Source organism: Actinophytocola oryzae, assembly GCF_004364325.1.
Classification (GTDB): Bacteria; Actinomycetota; Actinomycetes; order Mycobacteriales; family Pseudonocardiaceae; genus Actinophytocola; species Actinophytocola oryzae.
Window position 1 is genome coordinate 151,122 of the sequence record NZ_SOCP01000010.1, and the last position, 24,519, is coordinate 175,640.

The following is a 24,519-nucleotide window of genomic DNA, read 5'->3' on the forward strand; positions in this document are numbered from 1 at the left end:
AAGAAACACGTAATCCGGATTCGGTTGAACCGAACGGGGTTCCGCGCCGAACGTAGAGGTGTGCAACTCGACACGCGTGCGTCCGCCACGCCCGCGCCCGTCAACCGGCTGTCTCGCGGCCGCGCGATCGGCGTCGCGGTCATCTCACTCCTCGCGGCGCTCGGCGTCGGTCACCTCGTCGCCGCGTTCGTGGGGCCGTCCTCCTCGCCGTACGTCGCCGTCGGGAACTGGGTGCGCGACATCTCGCCGCAACCGGTCGTCGAGTGGGCCAAGAACACCTTCGGGACCGCGGACAAGACGGTCCTGTTCATCGGCGTCACGATCGTCGTCATCGCACTGACCGTGGCCGCGGGCCTGCTGTCACGCACCCGCCCCGGGCCGGGGCTGGTCGTCGCGGGCGTGCAGGGGATCATCGGCTTCGTCGCCGTGCTCAGCCGTCCCGACCTCGGGCAGCTCGGCATCCTCGCCCCCGCCGCGAGTATGGGTGTCGGCCTCGTCGTCTTCAACTGGCTGCACGCCAAGGCCTGGCCCGCGGAGCAGGACCGGGAAGGCAGGCGGGCCTTCCTCCGCGCGAGCGCGGGCGTCGTGATCGGCGCCGGGGCGGGCGGGGTCATCGGGCAGCTGGCGGGCAACCACGTCGACGTCGAGGAGTCGCGGGCCGAGGTCGGCCGCCTCGTGCCGGCGAGCCCCGCGCCGAAGCTGCCGCCCAACGCGGACTTCGCGAGCAGCGGCAGCGCCAGGTTCATCACGGCCAACCGTGACTTCTACCGCATCGACACCGCGCTCACCCTGCCGCGCGTCGCCGCACAGGACTGGCGCCTGCGCATCCACGGCCTCGTGGACAAGCCCGTCGAGTTCACCTTCGACGACATCCGCGAACGCGCGCTCATCGAACGCCCGGTGACGCTGTCGTGCGTGTCCAACGAGGTCGGCGGCGGCCTGATCTCCAACGCCGACTGGATCGGCGTCCCGCTGCGTGACCTGCTCATGGAGGCAGGCGTCAAACCGGGCGCCGACCAGCTGTTCTCCACCAGCATCGACGGCTTCACCGCGGGCACCCCGATCGACGCGCTCCTGGACGCCAACCGCGGCGCCATGCTCGCCATCGGCATGAACGGCGAGCCGCTGCCGCAGGAGCACGGCTTCCCGGCACGCATGGTCGTGCCCGGCCTGTACGGCTACGTCTCCGCCACCAAGTGGGTGGTGGACATGGAGCTGACGACCTTCGCGGACAAGCAGGGCTACTGGATCCCGCGCGGCTGGTCGGTCAAGGGGCCGATCAAGACCGAGTCGCGCATCGACAACCCCCAGGACGGCACGACCCTGAAGGCGGGCACCAACACCATCGCGGGCACGGCGTGGGCGCAGACCGTCGGCGTCCGCCGGGTCGAGGTCCGGGTCGACGACGACTGGCACGACGCGCAGCTGAGCACCGAGGTCGACGTCAACACGTGGCGCATGTGGCGGGTGAGGGTGGACCTGAAGCCGGGCAGCCACCGCCTGCAGGTCCGGGCGACCGACAACTCCGGCTACACCCAGACCGACGCCGAGGCCGAGCCCGCGCCGGACGGCGCGACCGGCTGGCACACCGTGGACGTGTCGGTGGACTAGAGGGGCCCACTAGAGCGTCACCAGGCCCCGGCCACCCGTCTTTGCTACACCTGGGGTCGGGTGTGAAAAACCGGCTCTAACCGGCGACTTTGTGCCTGCGTTCACAAGCGGCTACCGTATGAACAATCCCAGGGGCGAGTCTTTCGAGGAGTATCAGCGTGGCGCAGCGCGGCCAGTCCGGCTCGAACGGTAGAAGGCCAGTACCGCCCGCAGAGAACGCCGCGGAAGTCACCGCCCCCATGCCGCCGCTGACCAACGGTCAGGGCGCGCTCTCCCCCCGGGCCATCCCCGAGGCCGCTGTCGCGCGCCTCGCGGTCTACCTGCGGGTTCTCTCCGGGATGAAGGAGCAGGGCATCGGCACGGTGTCCAGCGAGGAGCTGTCGGTGGCGGCCGGCGTCAACTCCGCGAAGCTCCGCAAGGACCTGTCCTACATCGGCACGTACGGCACGCGTGGTGTCGGGTACGAGGTCGAGGTACTCATCGACCAGATTGAACGAGTACTCGGGCTCACGCGTGAACAGAGCGTGGCAGTGGTGGGGATCGGTAACCTCGGACATGCGCTCGCCAACTACGGCGGGTTCCCTGGCAGAGGTTTCCCGGTGACCGCACTCTTCGACGTCGACCCCGACCTGATGGGCGTGCCCGTCGGGGGGATCCCGGTCAACCACATCGACGACATCCCGCCGGTGTGCAGGGCCAAGGAGATCACCATCGGTGTCATCGCCACACCGCCTGCCGCAGCGCAGACGGTGTGCGACCGGCTGGTCGCCGCGGGGGTGGAGTGCATTCTGAACTTCGCCCCTGTCGTGCTCCAGGTGCCGGAGACGGTCGAGGTCCGCAAGGTCGATCTCGCGGTGGAACTGCAGATCCTGTCGTTCCACCAGGCCAGGCGCGCCGACAGTGCGCCGACCGGGGAGACCGCGCCGCAGCCACGGATCAGTGGCCGGGTAAACGGTACGCCGCGCCACAGTGTTGACAACGGGGCGGTGGTCAGAAGATGAGTGTCCTGGCGGTTGGCATCTCGCATCGGTCCGCGGACCTGCGGGTGCTGGAGCGCGCCACGGTGCCGGCGGGCGAGGTGGACAAGTTCCTCGACGAGCTCATGCGTTGTGAGAACGTCGTCGAGGCCACGATGGTCACCACGTGCAACCGGGTCGAGGTCTACACGGTCGTGCAGGCCTTCCACGCGGGTCTGTCGGACGTCGTCGGGGTGCTCAGCAGGCACTCGGGCCTCGACGTGGCCGAGCTGTACGAGCACCTGTACGTCCACTACGCGGTCGCGGCCGTCGAGCACCTGTTCAAGGTCGGCTCCGGTCTCGACTCCATGGTCATCGGCGAGGCCCAGATCCTGGGCCAGGTTCGCACGGCCTACAACACGGCACGTGCCGCCGGTACGGCAGGCCGCACGCTGCACGAGCTGTTCCAGCGCGCACTGCGGGTCGGCAAGCGCGTCCACACCGAGACCGAGCTGGACGCGGCGGGTGGCTCCGTCGTCTCCGAGGCGCTGGCCGACGCGTCCGCCGTCCTGGGTGGCCTGAACGGCCGCCGCGCGCTGATCGTCGGCGCCGGCTCCATGGGCGGCCTGTCCGCCGCCGCACTGCGCCGCGCGGGCATCGGCGAGATCGTCGTCGCCAACCGCACCCGGAGCTCCGGCGCACGGCTCGCCGAGCTGCAGGTCGAACAGGGCACGCCGGCGCACGCCGTCGGCCTCGACGACCTGCCTGCCCAGATCGCGGCTGCCGACGTCGTCGTGTCGTGCACCGGCGCGACCGCCACCGTGCTCGACGCGAGCATGATCGACGCCAGGACGCGCCCGCTCGTGGTGTGCGACCTGGGGTTGCCACGCGACGTCGCCGAGGACGCCGCCGCCGTGCGTGGCGTGACGATCGTCGACCTGGAGAGCCTCCAGCGCAGGCTCGCCGAGTCGCCGAGCGGCCTGGACACCAACCGCGCCCTGCGCATCGTCGCCGACGAGGTCGCCGCCTACCTCGCCACGCAGCGCTCGGCCGAGGTCACCCCGACGGTGACCGCCCTGCGCCGCCGCGCGGCCGAGGTGGTCGACGGCGAGCTGCTGCGCCTGAACTCCCGCGTCGACCTGGAGCCGACGGTCCGCGCCGAGGTCGCGCAGACCGTCCGCCGCGTGGTCGACAAGCTGCTGCACACCCCGACCGTCCGCGTGAAGGAGCTGGCGTCCGGCCCGAACGGCGTCGAGTACGCCGAGGCACTGCGCGAGCTGTTCCTGCTCGACCCCGCCACGCCCGCGACGATCGCCGCCCCGCCGAGCCGACAGTCGGGTGAGCGCGCATGAGCCGTGTCATCCGGATCGGGACCAGGGGCAGCGCGCTCGCGCTCGCCCAGTCCGGCACCGTCGCGGCCCAGCTGGAGGCCGAGGGCGCGCGGACCGAGCTGATCACCGTCGTGACGCCGGGCGACAGGTCGTCCGCCCCCATCGCGGAGATCGGGATCGGCGTGTTCACCTCCGCGCTGCGCGACGCGCTCGCCGACGGCACGGTCGACGTGGCCGTGCACTCGTACAAGGACCTGCCGACCGCACCCGACCCCCGGTTGTCCCTCGCCGCCGTACCACCTCGGCAGGACCCCAGGGACGCGCTCATCGCGCGTGACGGGCTCACCCTCGGCGAGTTGCCGCAGGGCTCGCGGGTCGGCACGGGGTCGCCCCGCAGGGCGGCCCAGATCCAGGCGCTCGGCCTGGGACTCGAGATCGTGCCCATCAGGGGCAACGTCGACACCAGGATCCGCAAGGTGACCGACGGCGAGCTCGACGCGGTGGTGCTCGCGAGAGCAGGCCTCGCCAGGCTCGGCAGGCTCGACGTGATCACCGAGGTCCTCGACCCGATCCAGGTGCTGCCCGCGCCGGCGCAGGGGGCGCTGGCCGTGGAGTGCCGGGTCGACGACGTGGACACCGAGCACCTACTCCAGTCCATTGTGGACGACGCGGCCACCAGGGCAGCGGTCGGCGCGGAGCGGGCCATGCTGGCCGCGCTCGAGGCCGGCTGCCAGGCCCCGGTCGGCGCACTGGCCGACGTGGTCGAGGACTTCGACGCCGCAGACAGGATCGTGTACCGCCTGTCGCTGCGTGGGGTCGCGGCCGCCAACTGGACGCCCGGCAGCCAGGCCGAAGGGCCCGCTGTCGACCTGATCCGGGCGTCGGCCACCGGTGACCTGACAGAAGGTGAGCGACTCGGGCGTGCGTTGGCCGCCGAGCTGCTCGAGCTCGGAGCGGGCGTGTTGTTCAGCGACGAGCACAACAGGTAATAAGAGGAAGTGGCCGAGATAATGACCACCCGTACCCGAAAGTCCTCCGGACGCATCGCGTTCGTTGGCTCGGGGCCCGGCGACGCCGGGCTTCTCACCGTCCGGGCCCAGGAGCTCATCGAGCGTGCTGAGCTCCTGGTGATCGACCCGGACGTACCCTCCGGCGTGCTGGCCCTGGCCGATGCCGAGGCCGAGGTGCGCCCGGCCGTCGGTGAGCCGGCGGACGTCGCCAAGGACCTCGTCAACGAGTCGAGGGCCGGACGCGTCGTCGTCCGGTTAGTGTCCGGCGACCCGCTGACGCACTCCGGTCTGGTCGCCGAGGCGCAGGCCGTGGCGCGGACGGCGGCGGTGTTCGACGTCGTGCCCGGCGTGCCGACCGCGACCGCCGTGCCCGCCTACGCGGGCATCGCGCTCGGCGGCACCCACACCGAGGTCGACGTCCGGGGCGACGTCGACTGGGCGGGCCTCGCCAAGACGCCGGGGCCGCTCGTGCTGCTCGCGTCGTCGAGCCACCTCGCCGAGGCCGCGTCGGCCCTGGTCGAGCACGGCCTGGCGCCGCAGACCCCGGTCGCGGTGACCGCGGACGGCACCGGTGCCGGTCAGCGCACGCTCGACTCCACGCTCGCCACCCTCGCGCAGGACGCCGGCGAGATCGGCGGCAACCTCGTCGTCACGGTCGGCCAGGCCGTCGCGGCACGCACCAAGCTGTCGTGGTGGGAGTCGCGGGCGCTCTACGGGTGGCGTGTGCTCGTGCCACGCACCAAGGACCAGGCCGGCGAGATGAGCGAGCGGCTGCGGCTGCACGGCGCCGTCCCGTCCGAGGTCCCGACGATCTCCGTCGAGCCGCCGCGCAGCCCCGCGCAGATGGAGCGCTCGGTCAAGGGCCTGGTGGACGGCCGCTACCAGTGGCTGATCTTCACCTCGACCAACGCCGTGCGTGCCGTGTGGGAGAAGTTCGAGGAGTTCGGCCTCGACGCGCGTGCGTTCTCCGGTGTGAAGATCGCCTGCGTCGGCGAGGCCACGGCCGAGAAGGTGCGCAGCTTCGGCATCATCCCCGAGCTGGTGCCCTCCGGCGAGCAGTCGTCAGAGGGGCTCCTCGACGAGTTCCCGCCCTACGACGACATCCTCGACCCGGTCGACCGGGTGCTGCTGCCGCGTGCCGACATCGCCACCGAGACCCTCGCGGCCGGTCTTCGCGACCGGGGCTGGGAGATCGACGACGTCACCGCGTACCGCACGGTGCGTGCCGCGCCGCCGCCCGCCGAGACCCGCGAGATGATCAAGACGGGTGGCTTCGACGCCGTGTGCTTCACGTCGTCCTCCACCGTGCGCAACCTCGTCGGCATCGCGGGGAAGCCCCACACCCGCACGCTCGTCGCCTGCATCGGCCCGAAGACCGCGGAGACCGCGCGGGAGTTCGGTCTGCGGGTCGACGTGCAGCCCGAGATCGCGCAGGTGTCGTCGCTGGTCGACGCGCTCGCCGAGCACGCGGCACGGCTGCGTGCCGAGGGCGCCCTCCCGCCGCCCCGCAAGACGAAGCGGGCCCGCCGCTAGGAGTCCGAGATGTTCCCTGCCCAGCGACCACGGCGCCTGCGGACTTCCGCCGCGATGCGCCGCATGGTGGCCGAGACGACGGTGCGCCCCAGCCAGCTGGTGCTGCCGATGTTCGTCAAGGAGGGCGCGACCGAGCCGGTCCCGATCGCGACCATGCCCGGTGTCGTCCAGCACAGCCGTGACAGCCTGCGGAAGGCCGCCGTCGAGGCGGTCCAGGCGGGTGTCGGCGGGCTGATGCTGTTCGGCGTGCCGGAGCACAAGGACGCGGTCGGCTCCGGCGGTGTCGACCCCGACGGGGTGCTGAACGTCGCACTGCGGGACCTGCGGTCCGAGCTGGGCGACGAGACGGTGCTCATGTCGGACCTGTGCCTGGACGAGTTCACCGACCACGGCCACTGCGGCGTGCTGACCCCCGACGGCCGCGTCGACAACGACGCGACGCTGGAGGCCTACGGCCGCATGGCCGTCGCCCAGGCCGAGGCGGGCGCCCACGTGCTCGGCCCGAGCGGCATGATGGACGGCCAGGTCGGGGCGATCCGCGACGCGCTGGAGGCCGAGGGACACACGGACACGGGCATCCTCGCGTATGCGGTGAAGTACGCGTCGGTGTTCTTCGGCCCGTTCCGCGACGCCGTGGAGTCCTCGCTGGAGGGCGACCGGCGGACCTACCAGCAGGACCCGGCCAACCTGCGTGAGGCGATGCGCGAGGTCCGGCTGGACCTCGACGAGGGCGCGGACATGGTCATGGTGAAGCCGGCCATGCTGTACCTGGACGTGGTGCGTGCCGTGGCGGAGACCTCGGACGTGCCCGTGGCGGCCTACCAGATCTCCGGCGAGTACGCGATGATCTCGTCGGCCGCCGCCGCGGGCTGGTGTGACCGCAGGACCGCGATCCTGGAGTCGCTGACATCCATCCGCCGCGCCGGGGCGGACATCGTGCTGACGTACTGGGCCGCCGAGGCGGCGGCCTGGCTGCGATAGGACGGAAAGGCACAGGTAACCTGCCGCCCGTGACGAAGCCAGGCAATTCGGGCTCCGAGGAGCCGACGCAGGCAGACCAGGCCCCGACCGGCGCGGACGACGCGACCGAGAACCCTGGCTCGACAGCCGATCCATCGCACGAGAGTCCCACTGGTGCGGCCGGGGACCCCCCGAGTTCCACGCTACCGGCGGGCACCGACAAAGGCGGTGCGGCTGATGTCGCGGAGGCCAGGGCCAAGGTGCGGCGAGCCGACGCCGAGCCGCTCATGGCAGACCTGGAGAAGGCCCCGCCGCCGCCCAGGGAGCAGGCCCTTCGCGCACAGGCCAAACGCCGCTTCGAGGAGCCCCCGCCGCGCACGCTCCGCATCTCCTTCTACTTCTTCGTGGCCGCCGGGCTGATCTGGCTGATCAGCATGGTCGCGTCGCTGATCTACAAGCAGGACATCATCGACAACGAGATCAAGCGCAACACCAACGCCAAGATCTCGCCGGACCAGATCGCCACGGCGGTCAACCAGATCCTGTGGATCGTGACCATCGCGGCGCTCGCGTTCACGGTGCTGCTGGCGTTGTTCGGCTACAAGGCGACCGAGGGCACCAGGCGCGCACGCACGCTCGTCACGATCTTCAGCGTGGTGCTCGTCCTGTTCCACCTGCTGCTCAACGGCACGCAGCTCGGCATCCTCAGCGCCATGTTCGCGCTCGTCGGGCTCGCACTGCTGTGGTCGCCGTCCGCGCGCAGGTACTTCCCACCGCGCCAGGTGCTGTGAGCGGACCGGAGCGGCCGTGACGGATCAGCCGGTCCTCTACACCGAACCCGGGTCGTCCCGGTGGCCGCTGCTCTGGGGACCCGCGTTCGCGGCCATCGGCGCCGGGCTCGAGGCGACGACCGGGCCCGTCCACGGCGTCGAGTGGCTGATCGTCGGCATCGTCCTGTTCGGCGTCGCCGCGCTGTGGGTGAACGCACGCCGCAAGGTCTACCGCGTCGAGCTGACCCCGACGACGCTGTGGCAGGGTCGTGAGGAGCTGGACGCGAAGACCATCACGAAGGTCACCGACGTCGGCGCGGCGGCGGGCGCCCGGGTGCTCGGCGGCGGCTGGACCTCTCCACGCAAAACCACCGAGGTGCCGCTCCGCCTCGACGACGGCACCGTGGTCATCGCGTGGGCGCAGGACGGCGAGGCACTGCGGGCGGCACTGGTCCGGTTGGTGGAGGAAGAATGAACGTCGTGGACGCGCCCAAGCCCATCACCCGGCCCAAGGCCATCGAGTCGGCATTCCAGGCGGTGCTCGCGAGCGTGGTCGTCAGCGCGGCGGGCACGGTCGCCACGGTGCTGTTCGACCGTGCGCTGCTGACCGGCTGGGTCACCGACACGCTCGACAGCCTGCCGCCCGACCAGCGGATGTCCGTGCCCGCGATGGTCGGTGCGATGCAGGTCATGCTGGGCGTCAGCATCGCGCTCTTCGCGGGCCTGTTCGTCCTGTTCGCGGTGAAGATGCGCACCGGACGCAACTGGGCACGTGTCGTGCTGACCATCTACACGGCGATGGGTGTGTGGAGCTTCCTCACCGCGGTCGCCTCGAGCGGCGCGGAGCTGTCGCTCATGTGGAGCCTCGCCGAGGTCGCGTTCGGCGTGACCGCGGTCATCTACATGTTCCGCCCGGAGTCGACGAAGTACTTCGCCGAGTACAAGGAGCGCCGGCAGCACGCCCGCCGGCGGCCGTGAGAAGGTAGACACGTGACCGTGGCCACCGAGGAGCCCTTCGTCCCGCCGCCGACGGAGACGGGTCCGCTGCACGAGCCGAGGCGGTTGTTCGTCGCGCTCGGTGAGCTGGTCCTCGCCGCGGTCGCCGTCTGGTTCTCCTTCGACGTGTGGCCACGCGGCATCGCCAACGTCGTCGAGCGCTACCCGGACGACATCGTGCTGGAGTCCACCCGCTGGGTCGGCAGCTGGATGTCGCTCGCGATCCTGCTCGGCACGGTCGCCGCGCTCCTCGTGCTGGACGCCGTGCGGCAGGTCATCCTCGCCGTCCGTGCCCGGCCGAAGCGCGGAAAATAGCGGTGTAAGACTGATCGGGTGACGACCGAACAGTCCGCGGCACTCTTCAAGCGCGCCCAGTCGGTGACCCCTGGCGGCGTGAACTCCCCGGTCCGTGCCTTCCAGGCGGTCGGCGGCGTCCCGAGGTTCATGGTCCGGGGTGAGGGACCGTACCTGTGGGACGCCGACGGCAACCGCTACGTCGACCTCGTCAGCTCCTGGGGTCCGATGATCCACGGGCACGCGCACCCGCCGGTCGTCGAGGCGGTGCGGAACGCGGCCGTCGGCGGCCTGTCCTTCGGCACCCCGACCGAGGCCGAGATCGACCTCGCCGAGGAGATCATCCGCCGCGTGGATCCCGTCCAGCGGGTGCGGCTGGTCAACTCCGGCACCGAGGCCACCATGAGCGCGATCCGGCTGGCGCGTGGCTTCACCAGCCGGCCCAAGATCGTGAAGTTCGCGGGCTGCTACCACGGCCACGTCGACGCGCTGCTCGCCGAGGCGGGCTCCGGCGTCGCGACGTTCGCCCTGCCGAACTCGCCTGGCGTCACGGGCGCGCAGGCGGGCGACACGATCGTCCTGCCGTACAACGACCTGGCCGCGGTCCGTGCCGCCTTCGCCGAGCACGGCGACCAGATCGCCGCCGTGATCACCGAGGCGGCGGCGGGCAACATGGGTGCGGTCCCGCCGGAGCCCGGCTTCAACGAGGGCCTGCGGGAGATCACCCGCGAGCACGACGCCCTGCTGGTCATGGACGAGGTCATGACGGGCTTCCGCGTGACGGGGAGCGGCTGGTACGGCCTCGACACGGTGCCCGGCGACCTCTACACGTTCGGCAAGGTCATGTCCGGGGGGCTGCCCGCGGCGGCGTTCGGCGGCCGTACTGACGTCATGGCGTTCCTGGCCCCCGAGGGCCCCGTCTACCAGGCGGGCACGCTCTCGGGTAACCCGGTGGCGGTCGCCGCGGGCCTGGCGTCGCTGCGCGAGGCGGTGCCCGAGACGTACACGAAGCTGAACGCGAACGCCACGCGGCTGGGTGCGCTGCTGGGGTCCGCGCTGACGAAGGCCGGTGTGCCGCACCGGGTCCAGTTCGCGGGCAACCTGCTCAGCGTGTTCTTCACGGAGTCGCCGGTCCGCGACTTCGCGTCGGCCAAGGTGTCGGCGACCGGCCGCTTCCCGGCCTTCTTCCACGCACTGCTGGAGCGTGGCGTCTACGCCCCGCCGAGCGCGTTCGAGGCGTGGTTCGTCAACGTGGCCATGACGGACGAGACGTTCGACGTGATCGCCGCCGCCCTCCCGGCGGCGGCCACCGCGGCGGCCGAGGGGGAGAAGTGAGCGTCCGGACTGTCGTGCACCTGCTGCGCCACGGGGAGGTCCACAACCCGACCGGGATCCTGTACGGGCGCCTGCCGGGCTTCAGGTTGTCGGAGGCGGGCCAGCGCCAGGCACTCGTCGTGGCGGAACAGCTGGCGGGCGAGGACATCACGCACGTGGTGGCCTCCCCGCTCCAGCGCGCCCAGGAGACCGCGGCGCCGATCGTGGACTCCCACCAGTTGACCCTGGCCACCGACGAGCAGCTGATCGAGGCGGACAACACCTTCGAGGGCGAGCGGGTGTCCATCGGCGACGGTGCGCTGCGCTCCCCGAAGCACTGGCCCCGCCTGCGCAACCCGTTCCTGCCGTCGTGGGGTGAGCCGTACCTGCACGTCGCGCGGCGCATGCTGGGCGCGGTCTACCGCGCCAGGGCCGAGGCCGAGGGCCACGAGGCGGTGTGCGTGTCCCACCAGCTGCCGATCTGGACGATCCGCAGGTTCCTGGAGGGCAGGCGGCTGTGGCACGACCCGAGGCGCAGGGAGTGCTCCCTGGCGTCCCTGACCAGCCTCCTGTTCGACGACGAGACCCTGGTGGCGATCCGCTACACCGAGCCGGCAGGCGCGAGCAGCCCCAAGGTGACGGGCGCATGAGGAAGCTGGCGCTCCTCCTGGCTCTGGTGTTCGTCGCGGGCTGCTCGACCGGCAAGGACGCGGTCGAGACCGGCACGGAGTTCAACTTCGTGAGCCCCGGCGGCAAGACCGACATCACCTACGACGGCGGCGACCGCCAGAAGATCGCCCCCCTCGAAGGCGAGAGCCTGCTGGAGGAGGGCAGACAGCTGAAGGTGTCGGACTACAAGGGCAAGGTCGTGGTCCTGAACCTCTGGGGCGCGTGGTGCCCGCCGTGCCGGGTCGAGGCGCCGCAGCTGCAGAAGGTGTGGAGCGAGTACAGGGACAAGGACGTACAGGTCCTCGGCATCGACGTGCGGGACGACGACCGCAGCTTCCCGCAGGACTTCGTGCGCGACACCGGCCTGACCTACCCGTCGATCTACGACCCGGGCATGCGCTCACTGCTGGCACTGCAGGGCTACCCCCGCGCGGCCGTCCCCTCCACGATCGTCCTGGACAAGGAGCACCGCGTGGCGGCGGTGTACCTGCGGGACCTCCTGGCCACCGACCTGACCCCGCTGCTGGACCGGCTCGTGGACGAGAAGTGAGTGTCGGCCGGCCCCAGGCCCGGCCGACACCCGTTCACCACTGGTCGGACGTGACGATCGCCTTCGCCTGGTCTCTGGTCAGCGGGGGCTGCGGGCCGAAGACCTGCCCCATTCCCTTGGGACTCTCCTGGTTGCTGACGGCCAGTTGGAGCACTCGCCCGTCCGGCCAGGTGCGGCCGACCCCGTAGCCGACCGCGGTCCCTTCGAGGGGTGATGGACTGGCCATCAGTTCCGAACCGTCGGGCAGGGTGCTCGTCTCACAGCCCGGCGTCTCGTCGCAGTTCCGTTTCGTCTCTTCCGGGTCGGACGGGTACTCGTCGACGAACATCCGGAGGTCGAATCCGCCGGTGCCCGCGGCCGAGGTCAGCAAACCGGTGATCACCGGCCCCCTCGAGTCGGTCACGCCCTCGGTGACCTCGACCGTGGCCGCGTCGCCGAGTGCCGCCCTGAAGCGGGTGAGCAGCTCGTCCGGGTCTCGGGGCATCGGGCTTCGCGTCTCGGAGGTGGTCGTCGCCGTGGTCGATGGCGGTCCGCCGGCCTGCGGAGCGGACCCACCGCCCGTGATCCACACGGCCCCGGCGGCGAGCCCGGCGACCACGACGACCGTGGCGGCAACCGGTACCAGTCGCAGGCCGAGGGCGCGGCGTGGCCGCGTGGCCCGCATGTCGGCCGACGCGGCGTCGGCCCGCCGCTCCAGCTCGGCGAAGGCGTCGTGCAGGGTATGCAGGTCGCTCATGGTGTCTCCTGGAAAGCGGGGGAATCGGACGTCATGTCGATGCGCAGCGCGGCGAGTGCCCGGTGGATCTGGCTGCGCACCGTCGCCTCCTTGCAGCCGAGCTGCACGGCGATCTCGGCGTCGGGAAGGCCCGCGTAGTAACGCAGGACCACCGCCGCCCGCTGCTTGCGCGGCAGGCCCGCCAGGCGGCGGATCATCGCGTCCCGTTCGGCCCGCTCGTCGGATCCGTCGCCGTACTCCGTCCGGTCCGGCACGACCTCGGCCCTCGGCATCGTGCGGGCCAGCCGCCGGTGCCAGGACAGGTACTCGTTGACGATCATGCGCCGCACGTAGGCGTTCGGCCGGTCCATCGCCGAGATCCGGTCCCACTGTTCGAACGCCCGGCCGAGCACGTCACCCACCACGTCCTCGGCGAGCCACGTCCGGCAGGTCAGGACCGTGGCGAACCTCATCAGCGCGGGCCGCTGCCTTTCCACATACTCGGCGAACTCCATCGGCCACTCCCCAGATCGGCTAGTCGACTTCGTGGTCGGATCCTCAACGGGGTCGTGGCCCGATCCGTTGCATGCGAGCAGGAACTCCCCAAACGACTCCCGCCGGGCACCTGGTGTGCCGGGTGGGGGTGACCCGGTCCCTCCAGGACCTAGGTCCCATGCCTACCCTGATCCGCGTGGACCCGACCGCTCTCGCCACCAGCGGGCCGCTCTTGCTGGCCGCCTGCGTGGCGCTGCTCGCGGGAATGCTGTCGTTCGCGTCCCCCTGCGTGGTCCCCCTGGTCCCCGGCTACCTCGCCTACCTGGCTGCCCTCGTCGGCGCGGACACCCCGGACGAGAAGGGCAAGAAGGCCAGGGTCCTCGGCGCGGTCGCGTTGTTCGTCCTCGGGTTCACGGTGGTGTTCGCCGCGGGGATCGGCGGGGTCGTCTGGTGGCTCGGTGACGCGATGCTCGCCAACCAGGACGTCATCCAGCGCGTCGGCGGCGTGGTCATCATCGCGATGGCGCTGGTGTTCGTCGGCCTCGTCCCGGGTCTCCAGCGGGACATCCGCATCCACCGGGTGCCACGCATGGGCCTCGTCGGCGCCCCCCTGCTCGGCGCGGTCTTCGGCCTGGGCTGGACGCCGTGCATCGGCCCGACCCTCTCCGGCGTGATGGTCGTCGCCGCCAGCACCGGCGGCACCGCGGTCCGCGGCTTCCTCCTGGTCCTCGTCTACTGCGTCGGGCTCGGCGTCCCCTTCCTCCTCATCGCGCTCGGCGCGCGGTGGACGGTCCGCACCAACGGCTGGCTGCGGCGCAACGCCCGCACCATCCAGCTGGTCGGCGGCGGCATGCTCATGGTCGTCGGCGTCCTGCTCGTCACCGGCCTGTGGGGTGAGCTGACCTCCTGGCTCAAGTACGCCGTGATCACCGACACGGAGCTGCCGCTGTGACCGCCTTCCTGCGCAACACCTGGCGCGGCCTCACCTCGATGCGCACGGCGCTCGTGCTGCTGTTCCTCCTCGCGCTCGCGGCCCTGCCCGGCGCCCTGCTCCCGCAGCGCTCCCTCAACTTCCAGAAGGTCGACGAGTACGTCGCGAGCCACGGCTGGTGGGGACGGCTGCTCGACCGGCTCGAGTTCTTCAACGTCTACGGCAGCGTCTGGTTCTCCGCCGTCTACCTGCTCCTGTTCATCTCGCTCGTCGGGTGCCTGCTCCCGCGCACCCTCGAGTACGCCAAGGCCCTGCGCGGCAGGCCGGTCATCACCCCGCGCAACCTGTCTCGGCTGCCCCACCACCACACCGCGACCGTCACGGAGACGCCGCAGGAGGTCATGGCCGCGGCGAAACAGCGGCTGCGGGGCTGGCGCCTGGTCGAACGGGAGGAGGACGACGGCGCGCGCAGTGTCTCCGCCGAGCGCGGCTACCTGCGCGAGACCGGCAACCTCGTCTTCCACTTCGCCATGCTCGGCCTCATCGTCGCGCTCGCGATCGGCAAGATGTTCCAGTACGAGGGCCAGGTCATCGTGCTGGCCAACGGCTCGCAGTTCTGCAACTCGGGCACGCTGAACTACGACACCTTCCACCCCGGCCTGCGTGTCGACGGCACCGACCTCGACCCGTTCTGCGTCAGGGTCAACGACTTCACCGCGAACTACCTGCCGAGCGGGCAGGCCGACTACTTCCGCGCCGACATCGACTACCAGTCCGGCGACGACCTCACGACCAACACCTGGCGCCCGTACCCGCTCGAGGTCAACTCGCCGCTGCGCACCGCGGGCGACCGCGTCTACCTGCTGAGCCACGGCTACGCCCCGACCTTCACCGTCACCTTCCCCGACGGCCAGACCCGCACCCACACCACCCAGTGGCGGCCGGTCAACCAGCTGACCTACCTGTCGGAGGGCGCGACCAAGTTCGACCCGCCCGGCGTGAGCGACCCGGCCAAGCGGCGCACCGAGCAGCTCGCGATCACCGGCCTCTTCGCGCCGACCGCGGTCTTCTCCGGCGACCTCATGGACTCGGGCTTCCCCGACCTGCGTGACCCGGCCGTCGCCGTCGACGTCATGAAGGGCGACCTCGGCAACGAGTCCGGCCGGGGCCAGTCGATCTACGAGGTCAACCAGGACATGGTCGACTCCGGCAGGCTCAAGCGGGTCGCGCGGGAGAACCTGCGCCCCGGCGACCAGATCACCCTCGACGACGGCACGAAGATCAGCTTCGACGGCGTGCAGCGCTGGGTGTACCTGCAGGTCTCGCACGACCCCGCGCAGGGTTTCGTGCTCGTGTTCGCGGTGCTGATCGTGTTCGGCCTCGGCACGTCGCTCGTGATCAAGAGGCGCAGGTTGTGGGTCCGCGCCGTACCGGGTGACGGCGGTACGGTGTTGCGGCTCGGCGGCCTCGCCCGCACCGACCAGGCGGGCTACGGCGAGGAGTTCGGTCGCGTCACCGACGACCTGCTGGCGGAGCTGACACCGCTGGAAGAACGTGAAGGCGCGGTAGCCGGGAGGGAACCCTGATGGACATCAACCAGACGATGTCGAACTACAGCGACTGGTGCTACGGCATCGCCGTCGGCTCGTACGTGGTCGCGATGCTCTTCTACCTGTACGAGCAGGCGTTCGGCCACAAGCAGCGCGCCGAGGTCAAGCAGCGGGAGCTGGTCGGCGCCGGGGGTCCGTCCGAGGTCGAGACGGACGACACCGAGGCCGTGGCCGACGAGCCCGCCCGCGCCGGGCGTGCCGAGCGGATCGGCAAGCTGGCCGTCTCGCTCACCGTCTTCGGCGTCGTGCTGCACTTCGCCGCGCTCGCGCTGCGTGGTCTCGCCACCCAGCGTGCCCCCTGGGGCAACATGTACGAGTTCGGCGCGACGCTCTGCCTGGTCGCCGTGGTCACCTGGCTCGTCGTGATGCGCAAGTACCCGGTCCGCCACCTCGGTGTGTGGGTGCTGTTGCCGGTGATCGCGCTGATGTTCCTCGGCGGGGTCGTCCTCTACACCACGGCCGCCCCGGTCCAGCCCGCGCTGCAGTCGTACTGGCTCGTGATCCACGTGTTCTCGATCGCGCTCGGCAGCGGCATGGTCCTCGTGCCGGGCGTGGTGAGCGTGCTGTACCTGATCAAGGTCCGCAAGCCGGACTGGGCGACGCGGCTGCCCGCCGCGGAGGTCCTCGACCAGGTCGCCTACCGCACGACCGTGTTCGCGTTCCCCATCTACACGGCCGGAGTGATCTTCGGCGCGATCTGGGCCGAGCAGTCGTGGGGCCGGTTCTGGGGCTGGGACCCCAAGGAGACCGTCGCGTTCGTCGCGTGGGTCGTCTACGCCGCGTACCTGCACTCGCGGGCCACCGCGGGCTGGCGGGGCGGGCGCGCCGCGGCGATCAACATCGTCGGCTTCGCGGCGATGATCTTCAACCTGTTCTTCATCAACCTGGTAACGACAGGGTTGCATTCTTACGCGGGCGGCTGACCTCGTTTGTTGGACAACACGCATCGTTATCAGTACTCTCCGCTGCGGGGTTCGCTTTGGTTCGCCCATATGGGTGATGCCAACAGGGTCTGGAGGGTCTCGTGACGTACGCAGGGGCATTCGGGGGTAACGAACGCATTGCGGTCGATCGCATGTTGGGACGCGAAGGTCACCCGCTCGGGATCCGCCGCGCCGAGGCCACCAAGGCCGCGACCGAGGAGCACGTCGACTCCGCGGGCCACAAGCGCTGGACCCTCGGCGTAGCCGCGGGCGCCCTGCTCATGGCGGGCACGTTCGCCGCGGGTGCACTCGGCATCACCGGTGGCGCCGCGCCGACGGCAGGCTCCGCCCCCGAACACGCTCCCGCCGCGCCCGGCCACGCGCCGGGCAGTGGCCCCGTGATCGGCGCGCCCGCCTCGACGCACGACGACAGGCAGCAGCCGAAGCACCAGCAGGCCCCCGACCAGCAGGTCCAGCCCACCACGCCCGCGTCGGCGGGCGGCAGGCAGGCCGACACCCCCGTCACCGGCGGTACCGGCAGCACCGGCAGCACCGGCACCGCCCAGGGTGGCGGCAGCGCCAGCGGCGGCAACCACCGCACGACGACCCCCAACGGCAGCAACACGCAGACCCCGCCTCCCTCGTCGTCGCAGTCCGAGCAGCCGGCCCCGCCCGCGCAGGAGCAGCAGCAGGGTCCCGTCGGCGGCCTGGTCGACACCGTCGGCGACGTCCTCTCGCCCGTGACCGGCACGCTCGACGGCATCCTCTCGCCGAAGTCGACGAACAACGACGCCTCGGCCACCAGGTCCACCCCGTCCGGTCCGGCACTGACGATGATCGACCCGCTCGGCGACCTCCTCGCCGTCGGCTGACCGACGCCGTTCGGCGGCAGGCCGTTCCCGCACTTGGCCGACGACGTCCGTATGCCTACCGAAACCTGTCCGTGACCTGCGCCGACTCGGGACCGAGCCATCGGTTGCCAGTGCGAAGACCGACAGCCCCCGGTGTCGACTGTCACGACCGCCTGCGACTACCGTCGCGTTCGGAGGCGGTCCCGGTCAGTTGTTTCTCTAGGGAGGAACCCAGCGGTGAGTGCGCACGGCGAGCCGGAAGGGGGCGTACCCCGCAGCGGCGTAGGTGAGGAACCCCCTACCCAAGACTTCGGCCCCCGGCCGCTCGTGTCCCAGCTCGGGGACGAGGAACAGACCGGCTCCCAGTCGTATCCGCGACACGTGGAGCCGCAGTACACCGACCCGTCGCAGTCGCAGGGCAGCGGTCGCTACCAGGCGCCCTATGTGGACCAGACGCCGTCCGGTTCGCAGCCGGCCGTCTCGGGGTCGTACCAGGTGCCGCCGGGCTCGTCCGGCCCGCACTTCGTCGACCAGACCCCCTCGGGGGCCCAGCCCGCGGTGTCCGGCCCGCACCAGGTCCCCTCGGGGCCCTACCAGGTGCCCCAGGGCTCGGGGCCGTACCAGGTGCCACCCGGTTCCTCCGGCCCGTACAACGTGGACCAGACCCCGTCTGGCTCGCAGCCGGTGCCGCGCCAGTACCTGGAACAGCAGCAGCCCGGCAGGCCCTACCAGCAGCCGATGTACCAGCAGCAGCCACCCGGCAAGCCGGCACAGCCGACCGGTCACGGCGGTGAGCTGTCGTCGCAGAAGCTGATCAAGCAGACCAAGCGCCCACCGCAGTCCGGCTGGCGCAAGGCCGTGTTCGTCGCCAGCGGCCGGCTGATCAACGTCGGCGAGAGCCCGAACGAGACGCACCGGCGCGAGCTGATCACGCGGGTCAACCAGCCGCTGCGCGGTTGTTACAAGATCGCGATGCTGAGCCTCAAGGGCGGCGTCGGCAAGACGACCACGACCACCACGCTCGGCTCGACGTACGCCTCACTGCGTGGCGACCGGGTGATCGCGGTCGACGCGAACCCCGACCGGGGCACGCTGAGCCAGAAGATCCCGCTGGAGACCACCGCGACGGTCCGCCACCTGCTGCGTGACGCCGACCGGATCAAGCGCTACAGCGACATCCGCGCGTACACCTCGCAGGGCCCGAGCCGCCTCGAGGTGCTGGCCAGCGAGCAGGACCCGGCCGTGTCGGAGGCATTCAGCGAGGACGACTACCGGCGCACGATCTCGCTGCTCGAGCACTTCTACAACATCGTGCTCACCGACTGCGGCACCGGTCTGATGCACTCGGCCATGAAGGGCGTGCTCGACCTCGCGGACTCACTCGTGGTCGTGTCGTCCGGCTCGGTCGACGGCGCCCGCTCGGCGTCGGCGACGCTGGACTGGCTGGACGTCCACGGCTACGGCGACCTGGTCGCACGTTCGGTCGCGGTGATCAACTCGGTGCGCCCCGGCTCCGGCTCGGTCGACCTGGACAAGCTGGCCCAGCACTTCGGCGCCCGCTGCCGCGCGGTGGTCCGCATCCCGTTCGACCCGCACCTGGAAGAGGGCGCGGAGATCGAGCTGGACCGGCTGAGTGCCGCGACGAGGCTCTCGCTGCTGGACCTGGCGGCCACGGTCGCGGACGCCTTCCCGAGCGAGTTCTACTACATGCGCTGAGCAACTGCCCTGAAAGCCGCGTTCACTCGTTGAACGCGCCTTTCAGGACAGTCACGCAGTCATGCGGGCGGTTGCTTGCCGTCCGCATCAGGCGGGTTCTTCCGCTCGTTGAGGCTCCGAAGGAACTCCGGATCGTCATCGGGGGCCATCGGCCCAGGACGACGAGTCGGCCGGCTCACACGACGTTGTTCAGTGCCGACCGTGGTGGGGTTCGCCACGAACGCCCGCCACAGCAGCACCACGACGCAGACGGCGCCGATCGCGGCGAGCAAGTAGAGCATCTGCCACCTCCCGAGGTCCTGCTATCGAGATTAGACCGTTTGGACCGATTTCGGGGCCTCGGGTGGCCATCCGTGCACTTACGCGTGGCCGTTGGCGAGGTTGGCCTCTGTCGTCAGCTCGGCGAGCAGGGTCTTCACCTCCGACTCACGGAACCGGCGGTGGCCGCCGGGGGTACGGATGGATCCGATGCGCCCGGCGGTTGCCCACCGGGTGACGGTCTTCGGGTCGACGCGGAACAACGCCGCGACCTCGCCGGGGGTAAGGAGCCGCTCACCGACATGTGCCGCAGTCACGTGTCCTCCTCAGTTGATCTGACCTGGACAGCCCAATCGTTGCATCTCGACCATCGGGTACTCGAACGGTTGTCTGATGGTAAAGAGGTAGTAAGGGACAAAACGGCCGCTTCGGACACCGCCCGACTGTGCTGGTCGCGGCGTTCGCACCGCTAGAGTGCGGCCGTGGACGACGTCGACCGCCGCATCATCGCCGCGCTCCGGGAGCACGGCCGGGCGACCTACGCCGAGCTCGGCAGGCAGGTCGGCCTGTCCGCCTCCGCCGTGCACGAGCGGGTCGGCAAGCTCGAGACCAGCGGCGTCATCACCGGCTACCACGCCGTGGTGAACCCCGGCATGGTCGGTCTCGGCGTCACCTCCCTGATCGGCATCTACTCGACGGACACCGCCGACGACGAGGACGTGGCCGAGGCGCTCGCCGCCCTCGACGAGGTCGAGTCCTGCTACCGCGTCGCAGGTGACGAGTCCTTCATAGTCAAGGTACGCGTCGCGACTGTGGACGACCTGGAGCGCACACTGGGGCGCCTGCGCCGCATCGACGGCGTGGCGCGCACCCGCACGACCCTCGTGCTGTCCACGCGGTTCGAGGGCAGGCCGAACACCTCGCAGGTGGATGACCTTGACGAGTAACGTCTCTGTCGTGAGCACGCTGGCACGCGACCTGACCCTGTACACGCTGGGCAGGCTCGCGCTCGTCGCCGTGGTGACGGTCGCGCTGGTGCTGTTCGACGTGCCGCTGCTGGTGTCGCTCGCGGTGGCCGTGGTGGTCGGCTTCCCGTTGGGGCTGCTGGTGTTCCGCGGCCTGAACAGCCGCGTGACAGCGGGCCTGGCCGAACGCGGGGCGTCCCGAGCCGAGACCAGGGACCGCCTGCGCCGCGAGCTGCGCGGCGAAGAATGACCGCGGTCGACCGCTGCAGCGGAAAGGCCCGCGACTGGATCTGCGAGGCGGTCCGGGTGATCGAGGCGGACGCCAACCGCAGCGCCGACACGCACCTGCTCCCGTTCCCGCTGCCGCCCGAATGGAATGTCCGCCTTTACCTGAAGGACGAGTCGACCCACCCGACCGGCTCGCTGAAGCACCGCCTGGCGAGGTCGCTGTTCCTGTACGCGCTGTGCAACGGCTGGATCATCGGTGGCACGCCGGTGATCGAGGCGTCGTCGGGCTCGACGGCGGTGTCGGAGGCGTACTTCGCGCGTCTGCTGGGGCTGCCGTTCATCGCGGTCATGCCACGCACCACGAGTGCGGGCAAGGTGGCCCTGATCGAGCGGCAGGGTGGCCGATGTCACTTCGTCGACGAGCCGAGCCGGCTGTACGCCGAGTCCCACCGCCTCGCCGAGGAGCTGGACGGTCACTTCATGGACCAGTTCACGCACGCCGAGCGAGCCACGGACTGGCGCGGCAACAACAACATCGCCGAGTCGATCTTCGAGCAGATGGCCCTGGAGCCACACCCGGAGCCGACCTGGGTCGTGGTGGGCGCGGGCACCGGCGGCACGAGCGCGACGATCGGCCGCTACATCCGCTACCAACGCCTCAGGACGAACCTGGCGGTGGTGGACCCGGAGAACTCGGTGTTCTTCGAGGCGTGGCGCGACACCGTGCCGGACCTGACGGCGAGCCAGGGCTCCCGCATCGAGGGCATCGGCAGACCCCGCGTGGAGCCGTCGTTCGTGGGCCAGGTGATCGACCGCATGATCAAGGTCCCCGACGCGGCCTCCCTGGCCACGATCCGCGCGGTGGAGCCACTACTGGGCCGCCGCGTCGGCGGCTCGACGGGCACCAACCTGTGGGGCGCGTTCCAGATCGTCGCGGAGATGCGGGCAGCGGACCGCTCCGGCAGCGTGGTCACGCTCCTGTGCGACGGCGGCGAACGCTACGCCAACACCTACTACGACGACGCCTGGCTGGCGGCCCAGGGCCTGGACCTGAACCCCCACCTCGAGACGGTCGACCACTTTCTGACCACCGGCGAGTGGTGATCATCACTGTAGGGCCCACTCCCAGAAGCCGTCGCCATTCGTGATCTTCACAGCATCATCCGGAAGATAGATTTCGACGGCGCCCGCATACTTTTTGTTGGGCAGCCAGTTCTCGTCACCAAAACCGATACTCGACTGTGTCGGCGCACATTCCCACCGCGATGACGGGTTGAGGTCTCCACCAGTAACGCCTGCCGCGTTGATTGCCGCGAACCGCGTGACGAGGTAGGACGGGAGATCCGTCAATGTGTACGAGGGTCCGGTTTGGATCTCGACCCAGACCAGTTTCCTGGTTGTACCAGTGGGCGGTGCGTCACCTGGATAACCGCCGGTGCAGTCGGTGACCTTCGTGATGGTGAACGTCATGGCACAGTTGTCGAAGCTGGTGTCCGCGCAGTCGGCTCCGGCGAGGTCGCCCAGCCGTTTCGCTATCGGACCCTTGTTCGGCGGCGGGGTCGTTGTTGTCGTCTCCGCATCGGCCAGCTCTACCGAACTTGCCTTGGGGCGGTTCGTGGGTTGTTCCTCGGCAGCTTTGCTGGAACAACTCGTCAGGAATGCCACGACGAACAACGAGACAAATATTCTGCGAACCACAACAGCACCTCCCAGTCGGGAAGTCAGTCGGCGATGTCGGGTTGTCCGTTACAAGTGAAAAGCTGGTATCTCGCTTAGGTGAAAGCCAACCCCACACTGGTGAGGACGGCCCAGGCGAGCATCGCGAACGAGGTGTCCCGCAGCGCGGGGATGAGCGCCATCCCGGTCGCGCCGCCGACCACCTTGCGGACGGCGGGCACCACGAGCGCGGCGGCGAGCAACCCGAGCAACACCCACGGCGCCCAGATCGCCGCGACGAGCGACACGACGAACGGCACGGCCACGAGCACGACGAACAACGTCCGCGTCCGCCGGTCCCCGAGCCGCACCGCCATGGTGATCTTCCCGCTGGCCGAGTCCGTCGGCAGGTCCCGCAGGTTGTTCGTGACGAGCACACTCGCCGAGATACACCCGAGCGCCACCGCCCCGCCCACCCCGAGCCAGGTGAGCGCACCGGCCTGCACGTACAGCGTGCCGAGTACGGCGACCGGTCCGAAGAACACGAAGACGGCCACCTCCCCCCACCCCGCGTACCCGTACGGCCGGGGCCCCCCGGTGTAGAACCACGCGGCGGCAACGGAAACCGCGCCGACCGAGAGCAGCCACCAGTGCCCGGTGAGCGCGACCAGCACGAGCCCGGCGACCGCGGCCACCCCGAAGCACAGGAACGCGGCCGTGAGCACCGCCCGCGCGGGTGCCACCCCGGACGCGACCAGCCGCAACGGTCCGACCCGCTTGTCGTCGGTGCCCCGGATGCCGTCGGAGTAGTCGTTGGCGTAGTTGACCCCGACCTGCAGCGCCAACGAGACGACCAACGCCAACAGCGACGCCCACCAGCTGAACCCGTCGACAGCCGCGGCGGCACCGGCCCCGACGATCACCGGCGCGATCGAGTTGGGCAGTGTGCGGACCCGGGCCCCGGCTACCCACTGTGCGGTTGTGGCCATGAGGTCATCTAACTAGGACCACACGAGCCCGGGAGCGTGGCCCGCCCCCGACCACGCAGAGCGGCCCGCGGTTCAGGACCCGCGCAGCACGTCCCTGACCCCGCTCCGGTCGACCTTGCCCGGCCCCCGCAACGGAAGCGCGGTCACGAACCGGACGAGCCTCGGCGCGGCAGGCCCACCGAGGCGCGCACGCACCGCCGCACGCAGGTCGTCGACCAGCGGCGGCGACGAACCATCCACCGGCACCACCGCGGCCGCCACCAACTGCCCCCACTCCGCGTCCGGCAGGTCCACCACACACACCTCGGCGACCCCGGCCTGCTCCGCCAGCACGGCCTCCACAGCCGCGGGCGCGACCTTCACCCCACCCGTGTTGATCACGAAGTCGGCTCGGCCCGACACGGACAGCGTCCCGTCGGCCGACAGCTCCCCGATGTCGGTGGTCCGGAACCACCCGTCGACGAAGGCCGCCGAGGTACCGACAGGATCCCGCCGATAGCCACTCGCCAACGTCGGCCCGGCCAGCGAGATCACCCCGTCCGACAGCCGCACCCGCACCCCGTCCAACGGCTGCCCGTCGTACACACACCCCCCGGCGGTCTCCGACATTCCGTAGGTGGTCGACACCCGCACCCCGGCCGCCCGCGCCCGGTCGACCAACGACGCGGGCGCTGCCGCACCGCCGAGCAACACCGCGTCGAACGAGCACAACGCCTCCAGCCCGACCGGATCGTCGAGCAGCCGCACCAGCTGCGTCGGCACGAGGGAGGTGTACCGCCTCGGGCCGGTCATCGAGCGGACCGCGTCCGCGAACGGTCGCGTGCCACGGAGAACGGGCCCGAACCCGGCGAGCAGCGACCGCACGACGACCTGCACCCCGGCAATGTGGTTGGCGGGCAGCGTGAGCAACCACTGCCCTGGCCCGCCGAGCCGCTCGTGGGTGGCGGCCGCGGACGCACGCAGCGCGGTGGCCGACAGCTCGACCCCCTTGGGCGCCCCGGTGGACCCGGAAGTGGCGACCACCACGGCGGTTCCTGGCAGGGTCGGCTCGCCGGGCGCCATGGCGGACCGCAGCTCCCCGGCCCGCGGGTCGTCGGCCGACAGCGGCAGAACCGCGGGCCCGCCATCGAGCGCGGCGGCCAGCGCGGCCACGATCGCCGAGTTGTCCACAGGCGTCAGCAACACGAT

Annotated in this window: 28 protein-coding genes; 21 read left to right on the plus strand and 7 right to left on the minus strand. The window is 70.7% G+C overall.

The features are described from left to right. The first annotated feature begins 60 nt into the window (after window positions 1-60). The 13 genes from CLV71_RS26145 to CLV71_RS26205 all read left to right on the plus strand — a co-directional run bounded on the left by CLV71_RS26145 (window position 61) and on the right by CLV71_RS26205 (window position 11,994). A complete protein-coding gene (locus CLV71_RS26145) occupies window positions 61-1,611 on the plus strand; it encodes a molybdopterin-dependent oxidoreductase (protein WP_341771671.1) in 1,551 nt (516 codons plus the stop codon). 239 nt (window positions 1,612-1,850) lie between these two features. After that, window positions 1,851-2,612 carry a redox-sensing transcriptional repressor Rex gene (locus CLV71_RS26150; RefSeq protein WP_133905699.1) on the plus strand — a complete coding sequence of 254 codons (762 nt, stop codon included), beginning with the start codon at window positions 1,851-1,853 and terminating at the stop codon, window positions 2,610-2,612. Further along, window positions 2,609-3,919, plus strand: coding sequence for a glutamyl-tRNA reductase (locus CLV71_RS26155; RefSeq protein WP_133905487.1), 1,311 nt, complete (start codon window positions 2,609-2,611; stop codon window positions 3,917-3,919). The genes CLV71_RS26150 and CLV71_RS26155 overlap by 4 nt, the downstream gene beginning before the upstream one ends. Continuing rightward, window positions 3,916-4,887 carry a hydroxymethylbilane synthase gene (gene hemC, locus CLV71_RS26160; RefSeq protein ID WP_133905488.1) on the plus strand — a complete coding sequence of 324 codons (972 nt, stop codon included), beginning with the start codon at window positions 3,916-3,918 and terminating at the stop codon, window positions 4,885-4,887. The genes CLV71_RS26155 and hemC overlap by 4 nt, the downstream gene beginning before the upstream one ends. Window positions 4,888-4,908: 21 nt before the next feature. Then, window positions 4,909-6,441, plus strand: a complete 1,533-nt coding sequence (locus tag CLV71_RS26165; RefSeq protein WP_133905489.1) for a bifunctional uroporphyrinogen-III C-methyltransferase/uroporphyrinogen-III synthase — start codon at window positions 4,909-4,911, stop codon at window positions 6,439-6,441. Between the two features lie 9 nt (window positions 6,442-6,450). Next, a complete protein-coding gene (hemB, locus tag CLV71_RS26170) occupies window positions 6,451-7,422 on the plus strand; it encodes a porphobilinogen synthase (RefSeq protein WP_133905490.1) in 972 nt (323 codons plus the stop codon). A gap of 29 nt (window positions 7,423-7,451) precedes the next feature. Continuing rightward, entirely contained in the window at window positions 7,452-8,192 is a 741-nt protein-coding gene (locus CLV71_RS26175; protein WP_133905491.1) for a hypothetical protein, read from the plus strand. Between the two features lie 16 nt (window positions 8,193-8,208). Next, window positions 8,209-8,646, plus strand: a complete 438-nt coding sequence (locus CLV71_RS26180) for a DUF3093 family protein (protein WP_133905492.1) — start codon at window positions 8,209-8,211, stop codon at window positions 8,644-8,646. Beyond that, window positions 8,643-9,149, plus strand: coding sequence for a hypothetical protein (locus tag CLV71_RS26185; RefSeq protein WP_133905493.1), 507 nt, complete (start codon window positions 8,643-8,645; stop codon window positions 9,147-9,149). The genes CLV71_RS26180 and CLV71_RS26185 overlap by 4 nt, the downstream gene beginning before the upstream one ends. 12 nt (window positions 9,150-9,161) lie before the next feature. Next, a complete protein-coding gene (locus CLV71_RS26190; RefSeq protein ID WP_133905494.1) occupies window positions 9,162-9,482 on the plus strand; it encodes a hypothetical protein in 321 nt (106 codons plus the stop codon). A gap of 18 nt (window positions 9,483-9,500) precedes the next feature. Further along, the gene (gene hemL, locus CLV71_RS26195; protein ID WP_133905495.1) at window positions 9,501-10,796 is read left to right on the plus strand and encodes a glutamate-1-semialdehyde 2,1-aminomutase; all 1,296 of its coding nucleotides are present in this window, start codon (window positions 9,501-9,503) and stop codon (window positions 10,794-10,796) included. Then, window positions 10,793-11,425 carry a histidine phosphatase family protein gene (locus tag CLV71_RS26200; protein ID WP_133905496.1) on the plus strand — a complete coding sequence of 211 codons (633 nt, stop codon included), beginning with the start codon at window positions 10,793-10,795 and terminating at the stop codon, window positions 11,423-11,425. Before hemL ends, CLV71_RS26200 begins: the two co-directional genes overlap by 4 nt. Next, window positions 11,422-11,994 (plus strand): TlpA disulfide reductase family protein, encoded by a 573-nt coding sequence (locus tag CLV71_RS26205; RefSeq protein ID WP_133905497.1) that lies wholly within the window; start codon window positions 11,422-11,424, stop codon window positions 11,992-11,994. Before CLV71_RS26200 ends, CLV71_RS26205 begins: the two co-directional genes overlap by 4 nt. Before the next feature lie 34 nt (window positions 11,995-12,028). On the opposite strand, the gene CLV71_RS26210 is transcribed toward CLV71_RS26205, so the two are convergent. Beyond that, window positions 12,029-12,730, minus strand: coding sequence for a hypothetical protein (locus CLV71_RS26210; RefSeq protein ID WP_133905498.1), 702 nt, complete (start codon window positions 12,728-12,730; stop codon window positions 12,029-12,031). Then, entirely contained in the window at window positions 12,727-13,224 is a 498-nt protein-coding gene (locus CLV71_RS26215) for a SigE family RNA polymerase sigma factor (protein ID WP_133905499.1), read from the minus strand. The genes CLV71_RS26210 and CLV71_RS26215 overlap by 4 nt, the downstream gene beginning before the upstream one ends. Before the next feature lie 158 nt (window positions 13,225-13,382). Here CLV71_RS26215 and CLV71_RS26220 point away from each other — a divergent pair, with 158 nt between their 5' ends. The 5 genes from CLV71_RS26220 (at window position 13,383) to CLV71_RS26240 (ending at window position 19,235) form a co-directional block, all read left to right on the plus strand. Continuing rightward, window positions 13,383-14,156: a cytochrome c biogenesis CcdA family protein gene (locus tag CLV71_RS26220; protein ID WP_133905500.1), complete on the plus strand. Its 774-nt coding sequence runs from the start codon at window positions 13,383-13,385 to the stop codon at window positions 14,154-14,156. Window positions 14,157-14,194: 38 nt separating this feature from the next. Next, window positions 14,195-15,721, plus strand: a complete 1,527-nt coding sequence (gene resB, locus CLV71_RS26225; RefSeq protein ID WP_133905700.1) for a cytochrome c biogenesis protein ResB — start codon at window positions 14,195-14,197, stop codon at window positions 15,719-15,721. Beyond that, complete coding sequence (ccsB, locus tag CLV71_RS26230; RefSeq protein WP_133905501.1) at window positions 15,721-16,668, plus strand: c-type cytochrome biogenesis protein CcsB; 948 nt, start codon at window positions 15,721-15,723, stop codon at window positions 16,666-16,668. The genes resB and ccsB overlap by 1 nt, the downstream gene beginning before the upstream one ends. A gap of 152 nt (window positions 16,669-16,820) precedes the next feature. Beyond that, window positions 16,821-17,540, plus strand: coding sequence for a hypothetical protein (locus CLV71_RS26235; protein WP_133905502.1), 720 nt, complete (start codon window positions 16,821-16,823; stop codon window positions 17,538-17,540). A 360-nt stretch (window positions 17,541-17,900) separates the two neighbouring features. Beyond that, window positions 17,901-19,235 carry an AAA family ATPase gene (locus CLV71_RS26240; RefSeq protein WP_133905503.1) on the plus strand — a complete coding sequence of 445 codons (1,335 nt, stop codon included), beginning with the start codon at window positions 17,901-17,903 and terminating at the stop codon, window positions 19,233-19,235. 59 nt (window positions 19,236-19,294) lie between these two features. Here the strand turns inward: CLV71_RS26240 and CLV71_RS26245 are convergent, their stop codons facing one another. Together CLV71_RS26245 and CLV71_RS26250 are read right to left on the minus strand one after the other, a co-directional pair. After that, entirely contained in the window at window positions 19,295-19,516 is a 222-nt protein-coding gene (locus CLV71_RS26245) for a hypothetical protein (RefSeq protein ID WP_133905504.1), read from the minus strand. Between the two features lie 78 nt (window positions 19,517-19,594). Beyond that, window positions 19,595-19,810, minus strand: a complete 216-nt coding sequence (locus CLV71_RS26250; protein ID WP_133905505.1) for a BldC family transcriptional regulator — start codon at window positions 19,808-19,810, stop codon at window positions 19,595-19,597. 165 nt (window positions 19,811-19,975) lie between these two features. On the opposite strand from CLV71_RS26250, the gene CLV71_RS26255 reads away from it, so the two are divergent. From CLV71_RS26255 to cds1, 3 genes are read left to right on the plus strand one after another with little or no spacing between them, the layout of a single operon-like run. After that, on the plus strand, window positions 19,976-20,440 hold the full coding sequence (locus CLV71_RS26255) for an Lrp/AsnC family transcriptional regulator (RefSeq protein ID WP_133905506.1): 465 nt from the start codon (window positions 19,976-19,978) through the stop codon (window positions 20,438-20,440). A gap of 10 nt (window positions 20,441-20,450) precedes the next feature. Continuing rightward, entirely contained in the window at window positions 20,451-20,708 is a 258-nt protein-coding gene (locus CLV71_RS26260; protein ID WP_243866713.1) for a DUF4229 domain-containing protein, read from the plus strand. Beyond that, window positions 20,705-21,790: an L-cysteine desulfhydrase Cds1 gene (gene cds1, locus CLV71_RS26265; RefSeq protein ID WP_133905508.1), complete on the plus strand. Its 1,086-nt coding sequence runs from the start codon at window positions 20,705-20,707 to the stop codon at window positions 21,788-21,790. The genes CLV71_RS26260 and cds1 overlap by 4 nt, the downstream gene beginning before the upstream one ends. 3 nt (window positions 21,791-21,793) lie before the next feature. On the opposite strand, the gene CLV71_RS26270 is transcribed toward cds1, so the two are convergent. From CLV71_RS26270 to menE, 3 genes are all read right to left on the minus strand, one after another. After that, the gene (locus CLV71_RS26270; protein WP_133905509.1) at window positions 21,794-22,351 is read right to left on the minus strand and encodes a hypothetical protein; all 558 of its coding nucleotides are present in this window, start codon (window positions 22,349-22,351) and stop codon (window positions 21,794-21,796) included. A 107-nt stretch (window positions 22,352-22,458) separates the two neighbouring features. Then, on the minus strand, window positions 22,459-23,331 hold the full coding sequence (locus CLV71_RS26275; RefSeq protein ID WP_133905510.1) for a 1,4-dihydroxy-2-naphthoate polyprenyltransferase: 873 nt from the start codon (window positions 23,329-23,331) through the stop codon (window positions 22,459-22,461). A gap of 72 nt (window positions 23,332-23,403) precedes the next feature. Further along, window positions 23,404-24,516 carry an o-succinylbenzoate--CoA ligase gene (gene menE, locus CLV71_RS26280; protein WP_243866714.1) on the minus strand — a complete coding sequence of 371 codons (1,113 nt, stop codon included), beginning with the start codon at window positions 24,514-24,516 and terminating at the stop codon, window positions 23,404-23,406. Between the last annotated feature and the right edge of the window lie 3 nt (window positions 24,517-24,519).